We start from the raw sequence: 15806 nt of genomic DNA, 5'->3' as shown, positions 1-15806 counted from the left end.
TTCGGAAGGGGCGCTCATGGCGCAGTCAGCTCGGTCGGTCGCGGGGTTCTGGATCCTCGCGGCGATGCTCCTCGTGTCCGTCGCCTCGTCGGCGGTCCCGTCGCCCATCTACCCCGTCTACGCCGCCGAGTGGCACCTCACCCCGCTCATGCTCACCGGGGTGTTCGCCATCTACGTCGCGGGCCTCCTGGCGAGCCTGCTCGTCGCCGGACGCCTGTCAGACCACGTCGGCCGGAAGCCCGTGCTGGTCGTCGGTGGCCTCGGGGTGGCCCTGTCGCTCGGGCTCTTCGCGATCGCGAACGGTGTCGGCGCCCTCGTCGTCGACCGCATCGTGCAGGGCGTCTCGGTCGGCCTGCTCATCGGTGCGCTCGGTGCGGCGCTGATCGACAACTCGCTCGAGCGCCACCCGTCGCTCGCCGGTGTGCTGAACGGTGTGATCCCGCCGATCGCACTCGCCACCGGCGCGATGTCGAGCGGCGCCCTCGTGCAGTGGGGCCCCGCACCGGAGCAGCTGGTCTACGTGCTCTTCGGCGCGTTGCTCGTCCTCATGGTGATCGCACTCGTCGTGGTCCCGGAGCGGGTCACCCGACGACCGGGCGCCCTCCGCTCCCTGGCGCCCCGGATCAGCGTGCCGCGTGCCTCGCGCCGACTCTTCCGCAGCGTCGCCGGGTCCCTGATCGCGAGCTGGGCCCTCGGCGGGATGTTCCTCTCGCTCGTCCCGTCGGCACTCGGCGCGGTGTTCGGCATCACGAACCACTTCGCCGCCGGCGCGCTCATCGCCGTCGTCACGGGCGTCGGCGCGCTGACCGGGCTCGCGACGCAGCGGATGGACGCCCGCCGTGCCGTCCTGGTCGGCCTCGTCGCACTCGTCCTGGGACCGGTCGTCACCGTGGCGTTCGTGTTCGCGCACTCGCTGCCCGGGCTCGTCGTCGGGAGCGCGATCGCCGGCGTCGGCTTCGGCGCCGGGTTCCAGGCGCCGCTCCGGATGCTGCTCGCCACCGCGGCACCGACGCACCGTGCGGGGTTGCTCTCCACGATCTACGTCGTCAGCTACCTGGCGTTCGGGGTGCCCGCCGTCGTGGGCGGACTGCTCGAACCCGCCGTCGGTCTCGTGCCGGTCATCGCCGGGTACGGCGCGTTCATCGTCCTCGCCGCGGCCGTCGCCCTCGTGCTGCAGCTCGTGTCGCGGGACGCCGCCGTCGTCGAGGAGCAGGCCGCCGAGGTCCTCGAGCGCACCTGCACCGGCTCGGTCCGGGTGTCCCCGGCAGACTAGGCGCGCATCGGACGGCGAACGCCGAACGCCATCCGCCGAACGTCGTCCGCCGGACTCTGACTGCCGTCCGACGGACTCCGACTGCCGTCCGAGGGCGACGGGGTCAGTGCCCGGGTCGCGCCCGCTTCGCCCCGCGCCCGCGGACCCCGACCGTGCGGGCAGCACCCGTGTGCGCCGCGTCGACGTCGGCCTTGCCGCGGTCTGCAGCGTTCCGCAGCCACCGGGGACCGTGCGCCTTCGCCCAGTCCCAGAAGCGGTGCAGCAGCGCCCGGAGCCACGTGATGATCCGGTGGAAGAAGTGGAACTCGCTCGCGAGGATCGTCAGCCCGATGAACACCACGAGCCACCCGGGACCGGGCAGCGGCACGAGGATCAGGCCGATCACGACGACCAGGCCGCCGACGATCCCGACGAGCACCTTGTAGACGAGGTGCAGGTGCGGGCGGGCGTGGATCCAGGCGCGCAGGTCGTGGAACCACTGGAACCGCCGGTGCGGCGTCTCGGCGCGTTCGACCGCGTCTGTCCGGTGGTTCGGGTCGCCTTCCATGTGCGGCAATGTAGGGCGCGCGGCTGGGAATCCGCGGCGCAGGCGGTGGGCGTGCGGTGCATCCGCGGCGGCCTGCCGGGGCGGTGGACGCCACCGCCCTGCGGCGGCCGGAGGCGCGGACCGGGGCCGACCCGCGCCTCCCGTCAGGCGATGCGGGCCAGGCCGACCCGCGCCTCCTGTCAGGCGATGCGGGCCAGGAGGCGCGTCACGCGTGCGCCACGCACGTCGCGGCCCACGGGACGGCGGCGAGGCGCGCCTCGGGGATCGGTTCCCCGCCGACCGCGCAGCGGCCGTAGGTCCCGGCCTCGAGCCGCGCCAGCGCGGCGTCCACCTGCCGGATCCGCTCGCGGGCGTCGTCCCGCACGGCACCGAGCGAGCCGCGCTCCCACGCGAGGGTCGCACCCTCAGGGTCGTGCTCGTCGTCCGAGTTGGCGTCCTGCCGGGCGTCGCTGACGTCCCGCATGCTGCGCTCGACGTCCGCGAGGAGCCGCTCGCCTCGCGCCCGCTCCGCGACCAGTGCCTGACGGGGGTCGTCCATGCTGGTCACCGTAGTCGGCCCGGAATGACCGTGCCGTCGGATGCGTTCGTATCGACATGACGAAGATCGGGTTCCTGTCGTTCGGACACTGGCGCGACGTGCCGGGGTCGAAGGTGCGCAGCGGCCGAGAGGCCCTCGTGCAGGCGATCGACCTCGCGGTGGCCGCCGAGGAGGCCGGGGTCGACGGCGCCTACTTCCGCGTCCACCACTTCGCGCCGCAGCAGGCGGCGCCGTTCCCGCTGCTCTCCGCGATCGCCGCCCGCACCAGCCGCATCGAGATCGGCACCGGCGTCGTCGACATGCGCTACGAGAACCCGCTGTACATGGCCGAGGAGGCCGCCGCCACCGACCTCATCTCGGGTGGCCGACTGCAGCTCGGCGTCTCCCGTGGCTCACCCGAGACCGCCCTCGCCGGTTACCAGCAGTTCGGGTACGTGCCCGACGCGACCGACACGAACGGCGGCGACCTGGCGCGCTCCCACACCGACGTGTTCCGGCGCGCGATCGCCGGCGAGCCGATGGCGAACGCGAATCCCCAGATGACCGGATCGGTCGGGTCGCTCGCGATCTCCCCGCTGTCCGAGGGCCTCGGCGACCGCATCTGGTGGGGCGCCGGCACCCGTGCGACCGCCGAGTGGACGGCCGAGCAGGGCATGAACCTCATGTCGTCGACCCTGCTCACCGAGGACACCGGGGTGCCGTTCGACGAGCTGCAGGCCGAGCAGATCGCACGGTTCCGGTCGACCTGGAGCGAGATGGGCTGGGAGCGGACCCCGCGGGTCAGCGTGAGCCGCAGCATCATCCCGATCACCGACGACGAGTCGCGGCACTACTTCGGCGTCCGGGCACAGGTCGAGGGGCAGGACCAGGTGGGGCACCTCGACGGTGGGCTCGCCCGGTTCGGGCGGTCCTACATCGGGTCGCCCGAGCAGCTGGTCGCCGAGCTCGCGGCGGACCAGGCGGTGCGTGCTGCCGACACCGTGCTCGTCACGGTGCCGAACCAGCTCGGCGTGGACTTCAACGCGCGGCTGCTCGCCGCCGTGAAGGACGTCATGCGCGAGGTGGACGCGGCGGCCGTCCCGGCCTGACCCGGGGTCTGAGCCACGCGGCTGGTCCCCCTTCCTGCCGACACCCGGGCTGGGACTGTGGCCGGTTCCCGCACTCCAGTACCGTCGGTGTGCACCTTCCCCCGCACCCCGAGGAGCACCCCGTGACGCTGCCGGCCGCCGGCTGGTTCCCCGACCCGCAGGACGCGAGCCGCCTGCGCTGGTGGGACGGGCGCGCCTGGGGAGCGGCCACTCGCGTGCTGCCGAGCCGGACCGAGCCCATCGTGCCGGTGGTCGTCGCCCCGGTGGGTCCGTCGTTCTCGGTGCACACCGCCTCGGTGCGGACCAGCGCCTGGGCGTCCGGAGGCTCGGGCGTGCACCGCTTCAGTGCGTTCTCGACGTTGGCGGTGCTGCTCGCGGTGGCGTCCGTGCTGCTCAACCCCTGGGGCGTCTGCAGTGCGGCCGCGATGGTGTCGGGGCTGCTCGGCGTCGTGCGGCCCGGGGCGACCGGGGGCTGGCGGGTGCTGGCGCGGAGTGCTTCGGCGAGCGCCCTGGTCCTCGCGGTGGCGACGGCCGCCGTGGCAGCCTCCGCGCAGTTCCACGTGTTCTGAGCGGGCTGACGCGCGCTCTGGCGTTCCGTCCGGCCATCGTGAGCACGAATGGTCGGGTCCACCCTGGCAACCCGACCATCTCTGCTCACGAGACGCGCCCGCGCCCCGCGCCGCGCCCGCGCCCCGCGCCGCGTCCGCGCTCCCGCCGGGCCCGTCCGCGCTACCGCCGCGCCCGCGGGTGCGCCGTCTGGTAGACGTCGCGGAGCATGTCCGCCGTCACCATCGTGTAGATCTGCGTCGTCGCCACGCTCGCGTGCCCGAGCAGCTCCTGCACGACCCGCACGTCCGCTCCGCCTTCGAGCAGGTGCGTCGCGAACGAGTGTCGGAAGGTGTGCGGCGACACGTGCTCGGAGAGCTCCGCACGCTCCGCTGCCGCCTGGATCACGAGCCACGCGCTCTGCCGTGACAGCCGCGCGCCCCGGGCACCGAGGAACAGCGCCGGCGTCGACGCCCCCCGCGCCGCGAACACCGGCCGCGCCCGCACGAGGTACGCGTCGATCGCCGCCCGGGCGAAGCTCCCGAGCGGCACCACACGCTGCTTGTTCCCCTTGCCGGTGACCTTCACGACCGAGAGCCCGTCGTCGGCCGCGGGCCCGGAGCCGTCGGACAGCGTCGTGACGTCGTCGACCGACAGCCCGACCGCCTCCGAGATCCGTGCCCCGGTGGCGTAGAGCAGTTCGAGCAGCGCGCGGTCTCGCAGCCCCACGAGATCGTCGGCGGCGCCGCCGGACGCGCCGGGGGCGTCGGTCGCACCAGCGGTGCTCGCCGCCTGGAGCAGCCGCTCCATGTCGTGCACGGAGATCGCCTTCGGCAGCCGCATCGGGGCCTTCGGCGGCCGGACGGACGCGCCGGGATCGAGCTGCAGCCAGCCCTCGCCGGCCGCGAACGCGGTGAACGACCGCACGGAGCTGAGCATCCGCGCGACCGACCTCGGCGCGAGGGGCCCGGACGGCCGGGTCGCGAGGTGCTCCACGAAGCCCGCGAGGTCCGCGCGCGCGATCCTGCCGACGTCGTCGAGCACCGCGGCGCCGCCGGCCCGGTCCGCCCCGGCCGACTCGACGACCGGTGCCGACGCGATCCACGACGCGAAGGTCTGCAGGTCCCGCCGGTACGCCGACAGCGTGTGCTGGGACAGCCCGCGCTCGATCGCGATGTGCCGCAGGTACGTCTCCGTGGCACGGTCGAGCGAGATCACCCCACGAGGCTAGCGCCGCCGGTGCACCGTCAGTGCAGCGACCCGTCCGGCTCCCCCACGCGGAACCCGGTGAAGGCGACGGTCAGTCCCGCGCGGGACGGTGCCGCACAGAGCAGCCCCGCCGACACGTGGGCGTCGGGGTCGAGGTACGCCACCCGCACGAGCCGCGGCGGCTCGTCGTCCGCCCACGCCCGGATCGTCACGGCGTCGCCGTCGCGGCTGGCCCGGACCGTGACGACCCGACCGGTCCACTCCGGCACCGGCGCCACCGACCAGTCCGACGCATCGCGCGTGACGACCGCTCCGACCTGGGGCGTCCCGTCGGCGAACTCGACGCCGGCCTTGATCCAGTTCCGCTCGTCGACCCGCAGGAACACCCCCGCCTGGTCGAACTGCTCCGTGTAGTCGAGCACGAACGACACCTCGACCGAGAACGCCCCGTCGAACGGCCGGAGCAGCGCGTGCTCGGAGTCGTGCACGAAGCCGTACGAGGTGGTGCGCCAGGCGTCACTGCCCTCGACGGCCGTCACCCGCAGGACGTCGCCGTCGAGCGTCGCCGCAACGGGTTCGTGTGTCCACTGCCCCTGGTCGAGCAACTCCGCGAGGCTCATGCGACACCTCGCTCGAGCGCGTCCACCGCGAGCACGGCCACGACGAGCCCGGAGTTGTGCAGCCGACCGTCGAGGATCGCCGCCACCAGCTCGGCCCGGGGCACCCACCGCTTCACGATGTCGGCCTCTTCAGCTTCGCGGTCGAACGCCGTCGCGGTCGCGCGCACCCCTCGGGCGCGGTAGATCTGCAGGAACTCGTCGCTGCCGCCGGAGGACGTGTTGTACGTCACGAGCGGTTCCCAGTCGTCGGCCTCGAGGTCGGCCTCCTCCGCCAGCTCGCGCTGCGCCGCGGTCAGGTGGTCCTCGCCCGCCATGTCGAGCAGCCCCGCCGGCAGCTCCCAGTCGCGCATCCGCACCGGGTGCCGGTACTGCTGGATGACGAGGACGCGCCCCTCGTCGTCCTCGGCGTAGACCGCGACGGCGCCGGTGTGGTCGATGTACTCCCGCACCATCGTGTCGTCGTGGTACGCGATGCTGTCGCGGCGCACGTCCCAGACGGCGCCCTCGTAGACGACGGTGGAGTCGGTGACCTCGAACGAGGCGGGTTCGTCAGCGATGGGTGCGTCAGTCACGCGCCCATCCTGGCACGCGCCTCCGACGCGACGACACGGCAGACGGGAGGCGCGGTGCCAGCTGGCACCGCGCCTCCCGTCAGAGACCACTCGCGTTACGCGACCTGCTCCTCTTCCTGCGGGTCGAAGAGGCTCGACGCCTCGTGCCGCTCGATCGCGGCACCGACGAGCCCCGCGAACAGCGGGTGCGCGTCCGTCGGGCGCGAGCGCAGCTCGGGGTGCGCCTGCGTCGCGATGTAGAACGGGTGCACCTCGCGCGGCAGCTCGACGTACTCGACCAGCGTGCCGTCGGGCGACGTGCCCGAGAACACCAGACCGGCGTCCGCGATCTGCTCGCGGTACTTGTTGTTCACCTCGTAGCGGTGACGGTGGCGCTCGGAGGCCTCGGGAGCGCCGTACAGCGACGCCGCGAGCGACCCCTCGGTGAACGTCGCCGGGTAGAGGCCGAGGCGCATGGTGCCGCCCAGGTCGCCGCCCGCGATGATGTCCACCTGCTCCGCCATGGTCGCGATGACCGGCGTCGAGGTCTCCGGGTCGAACTCGGTGCTCGACGCGTCGGTGAGGCCGACCTCGTGCCGGGCGTACTCGATGACCATGCACTGCAGGCCGAGGCAGAGACCGAGCGTCGGGATGCCCTGCTCACGTGCGAACTTCAGCGCGCCGAGCTTGCCCTCGATGCCGCGCACGCCGAACCCACCGGGGACGCAGATGCCGTCGACGTCGCCGAGCTGCTTCGCGGCGCCCTCGGGCGTGGTGCAGTCGTCGGACACGACCCACTTCAGCGTGACCTTCGCGTCGTGCGCGAACCCGCCGGCACGGAGCGCCTCGGTGACGGACAGGTACGCGTCCGGCAGGTCGATGTACTTGCCGACCAGGGCGATCGTGACGTCCTTCTTCGGCTCGTGCACGGCACGGAGCACCGGGGTCCACGCGGTCCAGTCGACCGGACCGGCCTCGAGCTTCAGGGCGTCGACGATGACCTGGTCGAGCCCCTGGTTGTTGAGCAGCGTCGGGAGGTCGTAGATCGACGGCACGTCCACCGCGTTCACCACGGCGTCCTCGTCGACGTCGCACATGAGCGCGATCTTGCGCTTGTTCGCGTCCGACACCGGACGGTCGCTGCGGAGGACCAGCGCGTCCGGCTGGATGCCGATCGAGCGGAGCGCGGCCACCGAGTGCTGCGTCGGCTTCGTCTTCTGCTCACCCGAGGCGTTCATGAACGGCACGAGCGACACGTGCACGAAGAACACGTTGTTGCGGCCGAGCTCGTGGCGCACCTGCCGCGCGGACTCGATGAACGGCTGTGACTCGATGTCGCCGACGGTGCCGCCGACCTCGGTGATGATGACGTCGGGCTGCGGGTCGTTCTGCGCCTGCTCACGCATCCGCCGCTTGATCTCGTCGGTGATGTGCGGGATGACCTGCACGGTGTCGCCGAGGTACTCGCCCCGACGCTCCTTCGCGATCACCGTCGAGTAGACCTGCCCGGTCGTGACGTTCGCGGCCTGCGACAGGTTGATGTCGAGGAAGCGCTCGTAGTGCCCGATGTCGAGGTCCGTCTCCGCGCCGTCGTCGGTCACGAAGACCTCGCCGTGCTGGAACGGGTTCATGGTGCCCGGGTCCACGTTGAGGTACGGGTCGAGCTTCTGCATGACGACCTTGAGGCCGCGAGCCGTCAGGAGGTTGCCGAGGCTGGCCGCCGTCAGCCCCTTGCCGAGAGACGAGACGACCCCGCCGGTCACGAAGATCTGCTTCGTCACCTTCGGGGTCGCGTTCGAAGAATTGGTACCGCCGCTGAGAGTGTCCGCCACGGGATTCCATCGTACGTCAGAACTGCCGGGAGGCGCGACCTCGGTTCGCCGCGGGCGTTGCGCGGGCGCGTGCGCGGCCCGCGCCGGCCGCCGCACCGCACCGTGCGCGCTCCGCCATTCCGTGCGAGGTTGCACGCACGGTGTCCGATCACAGCCCCGCACCATGCCGCGAACCCCGCACCAGCCGACGACCGACGCACCGTGCGGAGCTGCCCAGCCCGCACGCCGCCCGCCACCCCGTGCGCGCTTCGCCATCCCGCGCGAGGTTGCACGCACGGTGTCCGATCACAGCCCCGCACCATGCCGCGAACCCCGCACCAGCCGAAGACCGACGCACCGTGCAGCGCTGCCCGGCCCGCACGCCGCTCGCCATTCCGTGCGAGGTTGCACGCACTGTGCCCGACTACAGCCCCGCACCATGCCGCGAACCCCGCACCAGCCGACGACCAACGCACCGTGCGGAGCTGCCCGGCCCACACGCCGCCCGCCACCCCGTGCGCGCTCCGCCATTCCGTGCGAGGTTGCACGCACGGTGCCCGACTACAGCCCCGCACCATGCCGCGAACCCCGCACCAGCCGACAATCGACGCACCGTGCGGGGCGGGCGTGAGCCGCGCCTCCTGGATTGGCGTGTAGAGACGCGCTCAGGCCTTCTGGCCGGCGACGTCGAGGAGCTCGCGCGCGTGCTCGATCCCGCTCGCACTGTCACCGAGACCCGAGAGCAGGCGTGCCATCTCCTGCAGGCGGTCGTCGCCCTCGAGGCGACGGACGCTCGACGATGTCACTGCGCCGCTCGCGTCCTTCACGACGTTGAGGTGGTTGTTGGCGAACGCCGCGACTTGAGCGAGGTGGGTCACGACGATGACCTGGGTGCGTTCGGCGAGCTTCGCCAGACGACGGCCGATCTCGATCGCCGCGGCGCCGCCGACGCCGGCGTCGACCTCGTCGAAGACGAACGTCGGGACCGTCGTGCTGCCCGCCATGACCACCTCGATCGCGAGCATCACCCGGGAGAGCTCACCGCCCGAGGCGCCCTTGCCGATCGGCCGGGGATCGGTTCCGGAGTGCGGTTGCAGGAGGATCGACACCTGGTCGCGTCCGTGGCGTCGGTAGTCGCCGGCGTCCGAGACCTCGACGACGAGGGTCGCTCCGGCCATCGCGAGGGACTTCAGCTCGGCGGTGACCCGCTTGGCGAGGTCCTTCGCGGCCTTGGACCGTGCCGCGGTCAGCGCGGCCGAGGCGTCAGCGAGGGCGCGCTCGTCCTGCTCGACCGCCTGCTGCAGGGCGACTATCCGGTCGTCGTCCCCGTCGAGCTCGAGGAGACGGTCGCTCGCCCGCTGACCGTAGGCGATCACGTCGTCGACGGTCTCGCCGTACTTGCGGGTGAGACCGGCGAGCAGCGACCGACGTTCGTTGATGAGTTCGAGGTCGTGACCGGCGTCCGGTTCCAGCGAACCGAGGTAGCTCGACAGGCTCGCCGAGGCCTCGGACGCCTGGATCCCGAGTTCCGTCAGCTGCTCGAGCACGGGCTGCAGCTCGGCGTCGGACGACACGACCCGTTCGATCGCCCGGCGGGCGGACTCGACCAGCCCGACGACGTCCTGCACGCCGTCGAGGGACTCGCTCGACAGCGCTTCGTGCGCGAGCCCGGCGGAGAGCCGGAGCTCTTCGAGGTTCCCCAGTCGCTCGGCGCGGTCGGCCAGCTCGACGTCCTCGCCGGGCTGCGGGTCCGCGGCCTCGATCTCGTCGGAAGCCGCACGGACGCGCTCGGCCTCGGCAACGCGGTCGTCGCGGTCCCGGGTGAGCGTCTCGAGGTCGCCGGTGTGCTGCTGCCAGGTGTCGTAGGCCCGCACGTATGCGGCGAGGACCTTCTCCAGCGCCGCACCGCCGAACCCGTCGAGGGCCGCACGCTGCGCGGTGGCCGAGGTCAGGCGGATCTGGTCGGACTGCCCGTGCACCGTGACCAGCTGGTCCGCGAGCTCGCCGAGCACCGCGACCGGGGCACTGCGCCCGCCGACGGTCGCGCGGCTGCGCCCCTCGGCAGAGACGGTGCGCGTCAGGATGAGTTCGCCGTCCTCGACCGTGCCGCCAGCGTCCTCGACGCGCTCGGCGACGGCGTCGTGCTCCGGTACGTGCCACCGGCCCTCGACCACTGCGGTCGACGCACCCCGTCGCACCGAACCCGCATCGGCCCGCGCACCGAGGAGCAGACCGAGGGCGGTGACGATCATCGTCTTGCCCGCGCCGGTCTCGCCGGTGACCACGGTGAAGCCGGGCCCGAGCTCGAGGGTGGTCTCGCCGATGACCCCGAGGTCCGAGATGGAGATCTCCTCGATCACAGCGTGTCCTCGTCGTCCTGCTGCGGGCCGCGCCACCCGGCGACGGGCAGCTGGAACTTCGCGACGAGTCGGTCGGTGAACGGGGCGTCCTTGAGCCGTGCGACGCGCACCGGATCCGGCGAACGTCGGACCTCGACGCGAGCGCCGGGCGCGAGGTCGTGGGTCCGTCGGCCGTCGCACCACAGCACGCCGACGCCGCTCGTCCGACGGAGCACCTCGATCGCCAGCGTGCAGTCCGGTCCGACCACGATGGGCCGTGCGAACAGGGCGTGGGCGCTCAGCGGCACCATGAGCAGGGCGTCGACGTCGGGCCAGACGATCGGCCCGCCGCCGGAGAACGAGTACGCGGTGGAACCGGTCGGTGTCGAGACGACGACACCGTCGCAGCCGAACGAGGACAGCGGGCGACCGTCGACCTCGGTCACGACCTCGAGCATGCGTTCGCGGGAGGCCTTCTCGATGGTCGCTTCGTTGAGCGCCCAGGAGGAGTAGACGATCTCGTTGCCGACGACGACGTCGACCTGGAGTGTGACGCGTTCCTCGACGTGGTAGTCGCCGGACAGTGCCCGTTCGACCGTCGCGCGGAGGCCGTCCCGCTCGCTCTCGGCCAGGAACCCGACGTGTCCGAGGTTGACCCCGACGATCGGAGCGCCGGTCCCGCGCACGAGTTCTGCGGCGCGCAGGATCGTGCCGTCTCCCCCGAGCACGATCACGATCTCGAGCTGGTCGGCGTGGACGTCGACACCGAGGATGTCCACCTGTCCGACAGAGGCCTCGGCACGACGGATGTCGGCGTACTCGTCGAACGGCATGACCGGGACGAGACCGGCGGCGTGCAGGAGGTCGCAGACCTCGACCGCAGCGTCGATCGAGTCACGGCGGCCCGTGTGGGACACCAGGAGGATGTGCCGGTCGTCGCTCATGCCGTCCCTTCCGTCAGTTCGGTCGCCCGGACGATCCATTCTGTCGGATTGGTACCGACATCCCGCTGGAAACGCGCCAGGTACTCGTGGTTGCCGTGCGTCCCGACGATCGGCGACGCTGCGAGCCCCGACGTGCCGAGCCCGAGGTCCCATGCCGCCCACAGCACGTTCATGAGCGCGTCGTTCCGGAGTGCCGGGTCGCGGACGATGCCCTCTCGGACGCCGCCCCGCCCGACCTCGAACTGCGGCTTCACGAGCAGGACGAAGTCGTCGGCGGGAACCGACTCGACCAGCGCGGGCAGGACGAGCCGGAGCGAGATGAACGACAGGTCCCCCACCACGAGACTCGTCTCGGTGGCGGCGGGGTCGAGTGCCCGGAAGTCGTCGGCCGTCAGGTTGCGTGCGTTCGTCCCTTCGACCACGACGACGCGGGGGTCGAGGGCAACCATCGGGTCGAGCTGCCCGTGCCCGACGTCGAGGGCCACCACGCGGCGAGCACCGCGGCTGAGGAGCACCTGCGTGAACCCGCCGGTGCTCGCACCGACGTCGAGCGCGACGCGGTCGGCGGGGTCGATGGCGAACGTGTCGAGCGCGGCGACGAGCTTCAGTGCGGCGCGGGACACCCACTCGTCCGCACCGTCGACGTGGATCGACGCCGACGGCCGCACCGACGCGGACGGCTTGACCACAGGGGTCCCGCCGACCGTCACGCGACCGTCCTGGATCAGCTTCGAGGCCGCGGTGCGGGACTTCGCGAGCCCGCGCGCAGCGAGGAGGGCGTCGAGTCGGACCGGGCGCTCGTCCTGCACGGTCTCGTCGGCGTGGGCGTGCTCGTCAGGCACTCGTGCTGCCGCCGCTCTCGAGGCGGGTGCGGAGCTCGTCGTGCAGCGCGGAGAAGGCGTCAGCGCGCTCGGTCAGCGGCAAGGCCTCAGCTGCCTCGGTGCGGTGCGCGAAGCGGTCGCGCTCGACGGCGTCGTCCGGCGCCGTGGGACCGGCCGCCGGCGTAGTGCCCGCTCCGTCGTCGAACGGCTCGCGCACGGGGTCCTGCTCGTGGTTCGACACCTCGGCCACGCTACTCGCCGCCGTACAGCTTCGGATCGACGTCGAGGCCGTAGATCGCGAGCCCGGACTCCCAGATGAGCGCGGTGCCCGCGCGGAGCAGGTCGATCGGGTCGCCGTCGTCCAGGACGCGCACGACGTGCCCGCGCATGGCGACGGTCACCGCTCCGACGGTCGCGTAGCGGGTGCCGTCCGGATCTTCACGCCGGACCGTCACCGGGTACGGCTCGGAGAGGCCACGGAGGTCGTCGAGGATGAACGTGGGTCGCGAACGCTGATCGGCGGCGAGGACCTGCTTCGCCTTGTCGATCCCCGTCAGCACGAGGACGCTGGGGATCCCCGCGTCGTTCGCCCCCTTGATGTCGGTGTCGAGGCGGTCGCCGATGAACAGCGGGTGCTCACCGCCGAACCGCGCGAGCGCCGCGTCGAAGATCGGTCGCTCCGGCTTTCCGGCGACGACGGGCATCCGACCGACTGCCTGGTGGACGGCCGACACCAGCGTGCCGTTGCCGGGCGCGATGCCGCGCTCGACGGGGATCGACCAGTCCATGTTCGTGGCGACCCACGGGACGTCCGGGTCGGCAAGGGCGAACGACGCTTCGGCGAGGTGCGTCCAACCGAGGTCCGGCGAGAAGCCCTGGATGACCGCGGCCGGGGAGTCCTCGGCGCTGGAGGTCACCGTGAAGCCGGCAGCCTCGACGATGCTCGTCAGGCCGAGGCCGCCGGTCACCAGCACGGTCGACCCGGCCGGGACCAGGGTCTCGAGCAACCGGACCCCGGCTTGCGATGACGTCACCACGTCGTCCTCGGACACCTCGAGCCCGTAGCGCTCGAGGTGTTCCGCGACGTCGACGGGTCGGCGCGAGGCGTTGTTCGTGATGTAGCCGACGCGCGCGTGCAGCGAGGCACGGGTCAGCGCCTCGACAGCGTGCGGGATGGCGTGCCGACCGCGGTACACGACGCCGTCGAGGTCGGTGAGGACGACGTCCACACCGTCCGTCGGCAGCTTCGGGACGTCAGTCGGCTGCGGACCCGTCGACGTCGGCGGGGTTGTCGTCGTCGAGCTCGCCGGGCTCGTCGCCGGCTGGCTCGTCGTCGTCGGGCTCGTCACCGAGCGGCTCGTCGGCGAGTTCGGCGTCGGGCTCGTCGTCGACGACTCCGGCGAACTCGTCTGCGGATCCTTCGACCTCGAGCGTTTCCTCGACCACATCAACTGTCTCCCAAGCGTTCTCGTCGGCGACCTCGGCAAGCGCCGCTGCCGCACGATCGACACGGGCCCACCACTCGTCGGCCTCGTCCTGACGGCCGAGCTCCTCGAGCGTGGCCGCGTAAGCACTGTAGAGCGCCGGGGACCAGCTGTAGGCAGTGGACGGGTCGAGCTGTGGAATCTCCAGCTCACCGAGCGCGGCTGTGGGATTCCCGAGGTCGAGGCGTGCGCCGGACATCGCGATGGCCAGTTCGACCTGGACCGCGGTGTCGAGCGCCGCACGGTCGACCGACCGACCGAGCTCGAGCGCCCGCTCGGGCCGGCCGAGCCCACGCTCGCAGTCGACCATCATCGGCAGCTGGTCGTTCCGGCCGGAGATGCGACGGTACGTGCGGAGTTCTCGCAGCGCCGTCGCGAAGTCGCCGAGCCGGTACGCCGTGATGGCTGCGGTCTCGCGGACCACACCCACCCGTCCGGCACGACGGGCGGCGCTCAGGGCGTGCTGGTTCGCGGTCTCCGGGTCCTCGTCGACCAGGAGCGCGGCTGCCACGAGGTGACGGGCGACCCAGTCGGCGTTGTCCTTGCTGAGCGTCTTGAGCTCGGCCCGGGCGACCTTGTCGAGATCGCGGGCCTGGATGTCCTCGGGGATCTCCGGGTCCTCGTGGCGGGGACGGATCGACTTGGTGCCGTAGGGGTCCCGATCCTCCCAGTCGTCCCGCGAGGCCTCGCCGAAGCGAGCGCCGGCGTGACGGCTGCCGTCGCCGAAGCGCTGACGGTCGTCGCGGCCTCCGCGGTCGCGGTCCTGGCCGCCACGGAAAGGACGGTCCCCGTCTCGACGCGGACGATCCCCGTCACCGGCGGGACGGTCCGAACGGAACGGACGGTCACCATCGCGACGCGGACGGTCGTCGCCGCCACGGAACGGACGGTCGCCGTCACGACGCGGACGATCCCCGTCACGAGCAGGACGGTCCGAACGGAACGGACGGTCGCCGTCTCGACGCGGACGATCCCCGTCACGGGCGGGACGGTCCGAACGGAACGGACGGTCGCCGTCTCGACGCGGACGATCCCCGTCACGGGCGGGACGGTCCGAACGGAACGGACGGTCGCCGTCGCGGGCGGGACGGTCCGAACGGAACGGACGGTCGCCGTCGCGGGCAGGACGGTCGGAACGGAACGGACGATCGCCATCGCGACGCGGACGGTCGTCGCCCCCACGGAACGGACGGTCCCCGTCGCGGGCCGGACGATCCGAACGGAACGGACGATCACCGTCACGACGCGGACGATCGCCGTCACGAGCAGGACGATCCGAACGGAACGGACGATCGCCATCGCGACGCGGACGATCGTCGCCCCCACGGAACGAACGATCACCATCACGGGCAGGACGGTCCGAACGGACCGGACGGTCACCATCACGACGCGGACGATCCGAACCACGCGGACCATCGCCGCGAGGAGGTCGGCTCGAGTCGTCACGATCCCCGCGCCACGCGGGACGCCGTCCCCCGTCGCGGAACGGACGGTCGCCGTCCCGGAAGGAACGAGCGCCGTCGCGCGATGGACCGCCGCCGCGAGCCGGACGGTCACCGTCGCGACGAGCAGCATCGCGCCGCTCACCCTCACGACGCTCGAAGTCACGGGGGCCAGACGACCAGCGGTTCCCGCCGTCGCGCCGAGGGCCACGGTCGCCATCGCGACCAGATCGGTCTCCGCGATCGCCGTCGTTCCGCCGCTGATCGTCGTCGTTCGCCACCGTTGCTCCTCTGTGCGTGCCCGAGCGCTCACCCAGGCCATCGTCCGCTGTGTCGTTGTGTTGGCGCTGCACGGTACCGCCCGCGCGCGCCCAGTCCATCACGAACGGGCGTGCGAGTCGAGCGACCTGCAGCAGAAACAGATGTGGCCACCGGCCTCCCGAGAACGAGGGTCTCCCCTGCGAGTTCTCGATGGAGGGCCGATGGCCACATCTTCTTACGTTGAGTCCGGCGGCGTCCTACTCTCCCACAAGGTCCCCCTTGCAGTACCATCGGCGCTGAGAGGCTTAGCTTCCGGGTTCGGAATGTGACCG

15 protein-coding genes and 1 rRNA gene are annotated in these 15806 nt (G+C 72.1%); 3 read left to right on the top strand and 13 right to left on the bottom strand.

What is annotated here, in order from left to right:
• Nucleotides 1-16 precede the first annotated feature (16 nt).
• Complete coding sequence (locus ACIQUC_RS17420; RefSeq protein ID WP_402269340.1) at nt 17-1273, top strand: MFS transporter; 1257 nt, start codon at nt 17-19, stop codon at nt 1271-1273.
• Nucleotides 1274-1376: 103 nt separating this feature from the next.
• Here ACIQUC_RS17420 and ACIQUC_RS17415 read toward each other — a convergent pair whose 3' ends face one another.
• Both ACIQUC_RS17415 and ACIQUC_RS17410 read right to left on the bottom strand, forming a co-directional pair.
• Complete coding sequence (locus ACIQUC_RS17415; RefSeq protein WP_022908482.1) at nt 1377-1820, bottom strand: TIGR02611 family protein; 444 nt, start codon at nt 1818-1820, stop codon at nt 1377-1379.
• Between the two features lie 205 nt (nt 1821-2025).
• Nucleotides 2026-2358 carry a TraR/DksA C4-type zinc finger protein gene (locus tag ACIQUC_RS17410; protein ID WP_022908490.1) on the bottom strand — a complete coding sequence of 111 codons (333 nt, stop codon included), beginning with the start codon at nt 2356-2358 and terminating at the stop codon, nt 2026-2028.
• 56 nt (nt 2359-2414) lie between these two features.
• On the opposite strand from ACIQUC_RS17410, the gene ACIQUC_RS17405 reads away from it, so the two are divergent.
• Complete coding sequence (locus tag ACIQUC_RS17405; protein ID WP_402269337.1) at nt 2415-3446, top strand: LLM class flavin-dependent oxidoreductase; 1032 nt, start codon at nt 2415-2417, stop codon at nt 3444-3446.
• A 122-nt stretch (nt 3447-3568) separates the two neighbouring features.
• The gene (locus ACIQUC_RS17400) at nt 3569-4015 is read left to right on the top strand and encodes a DUF2510 domain-containing protein (protein WP_402269335.1); all 447 of its coding nucleotides are present in this window, start codon (nt 3569-3571) and stop codon (nt 4013-4015) included.
• 160 nt (nt 4016-4175) lie between these two features.
• Here the strand turns inward: ACIQUC_RS17400 and ACIQUC_RS17395 are convergent, their stop codons facing one another.
• The 11 genes from ACIQUC_RS17395 to rrf form a co-directional block, all read right to left on the bottom strand.
• Complete coding sequence (locus tag ACIQUC_RS17395; protein WP_402269378.1) at nt 4176-5207, bottom strand: site-specific tyrosine recombinase XerD; 1032 nt, start codon at nt 5205-5207, stop codon at nt 4176-4178.
• Between the two features lie 32 nt (nt 5208-5239).
• Nucleotides 5240-5821 (bottom strand): DUF1349 domain-containing protein, encoded by a 582-nt coding sequence (locus ACIQUC_RS17390; RefSeq protein WP_402269333.1) that lies wholly within the window; start codon nt 5819-5821, stop codon nt 5240-5242.
• On the bottom strand, nt 5818-6393 hold the full coding sequence (locus ACIQUC_RS17385) for an NUDIX domain-containing protein (protein ID WP_402269331.1): 576 nt from the start codon (nt 6391-6393) through the stop codon (nt 5818-5820). Before ACIQUC_RS17385 ends, ACIQUC_RS17390 begins: the two co-directional genes overlap by 4 nt.
• 95 nt (nt 6394-6488) lie before the next feature.
• Complete coding sequence (locus tag ACIQUC_RS17380) at nt 6489-8204, bottom strand: CTP synthase (RefSeq protein ID WP_031263262.1); 1716 nt, start codon at nt 8202-8204, stop codon at nt 6489-6491.
• 644 nt (nt 8205-8848) lie between these two features.
• Nucleotides 8849-10543: a DNA repair protein RecN gene (gene recN / locus ACIQUC_RS17375; RefSeq protein WP_022908498.1), complete on the bottom strand. Its 1695-nt coding sequence runs from the start codon at nt 10541-10543 to the stop codon at nt 8849-8851.
• Entirely contained in the window at nt 10540-11466 is a 927-nt protein-coding gene (locus ACIQUC_RS17370) for an NAD kinase (RefSeq protein WP_031263263.1), read from the bottom strand. The genes recN and ACIQUC_RS17370 overlap by 4 nt, the downstream gene beginning before the upstream one ends.
• Nucleotides 11463-12308, bottom strand: coding sequence for a TlyA family RNA methyltransferase (locus ACIQUC_RS17365; RefSeq protein WP_402269328.1), 846 nt, complete (start codon nt 12306-12308; stop codon nt 11463-11465). The genes ACIQUC_RS17370 and ACIQUC_RS17365 overlap by 4 nt, the downstream gene beginning before the upstream one ends.
• The gene (locus tag ACIQUC_RS17360; protein ID WP_402269326.1) at nt 12301-12528 is read right to left on the bottom strand and encodes a hypothetical protein; all 228 of its coding nucleotides are present in this window, start codon (nt 12526-12528) and stop codon (nt 12301-12303) included. Before ACIQUC_RS17360 ends, ACIQUC_RS17365 begins: the two co-directional genes overlap by 8 nt.
• 10 nt (nt 12529-12538) lie before the next feature.
• Nucleotides 12539-13636, bottom strand: coding sequence for an HAD-IIA family hydrolase (locus tag ACIQUC_RS17355; RefSeq protein WP_402269324.1), 1098 nt, complete (start codon nt 13634-13636; stop codon nt 12539-12541).
• On the bottom strand, nt 13542-14282 hold the full coding sequence (locus ACIQUC_RS17350; RefSeq protein WP_402269322.1) for a hypothetical protein: 741 nt from the start codon (nt 14280-14282) through the stop codon (nt 13542-13544). Before ACIQUC_RS17350 ends, ACIQUC_RS17355 begins: the two co-directional genes overlap by 95 nt.
• Before the next feature lie 1436 nt (nt 14283-15718).
• A 5S ribosomal RNA gene (rrf, locus tag ACIQUC_RS17345) occupies nt 15719-15806 on the bottom strand; the annotation flags it as partial.

The sequence above is a fragment of the Curtobacterium sp. NPDC098951 genome, assembly GCF_044759965.1.
Classification (GTDB): domain Bacteria; phylum Actinomycetota; class Actinomycetes; order Actinomycetales; family Microbacteriaceae; genus Curtobacterium.
This window is presented reverse-complemented; position numbering and strand designations above follow the sequence as displayed.

Coding starts and splice junctions, on each gene's coding strand:
- ACIQUC_RS17410 (WP_022908490.1), bottom strand. CDS start 2,358: ATGGACGACCCCCGTCAGGCACTGGTCGCGGAGCGGGCGCGAGGCGAG.
- ACIQUC_RS17370 (WP_031263263.1), bottom strand. CDS start 11,466: ATGAGCGACGACCGGCACATCCTCCTGGTGTCCCACACGGGCCGCCGT.
- ACIQUC_RS17405 (WP_402269337.1), top strand. CDS start 2,415: ATGACGAAGATCGGGTTCCTGTCGTTCGGACACTGGCGCGACGTGCCG.
- ACIQUC_RS17420 (WP_402269340.1), top strand. CDS start 17: ATGGCGCAGTCAGCTCGGTCGGTCGCGGGGTTCTGGATCCTCGCGGCG.
- ACIQUC_RS17415 (WP_022908482.1), bottom strand. CDS start 1,820: ATGGAAGGCGACCCGAACCACCGGACAGACGCGGTCGAACGCGCCGAG.
- ACIQUC_RS17390 (WP_402269333.1), bottom strand. CDS start 5,821: ATGAGCCTCGCGGAGTTGCTCGACCAGGGGCAGTGGACACACGAACCC.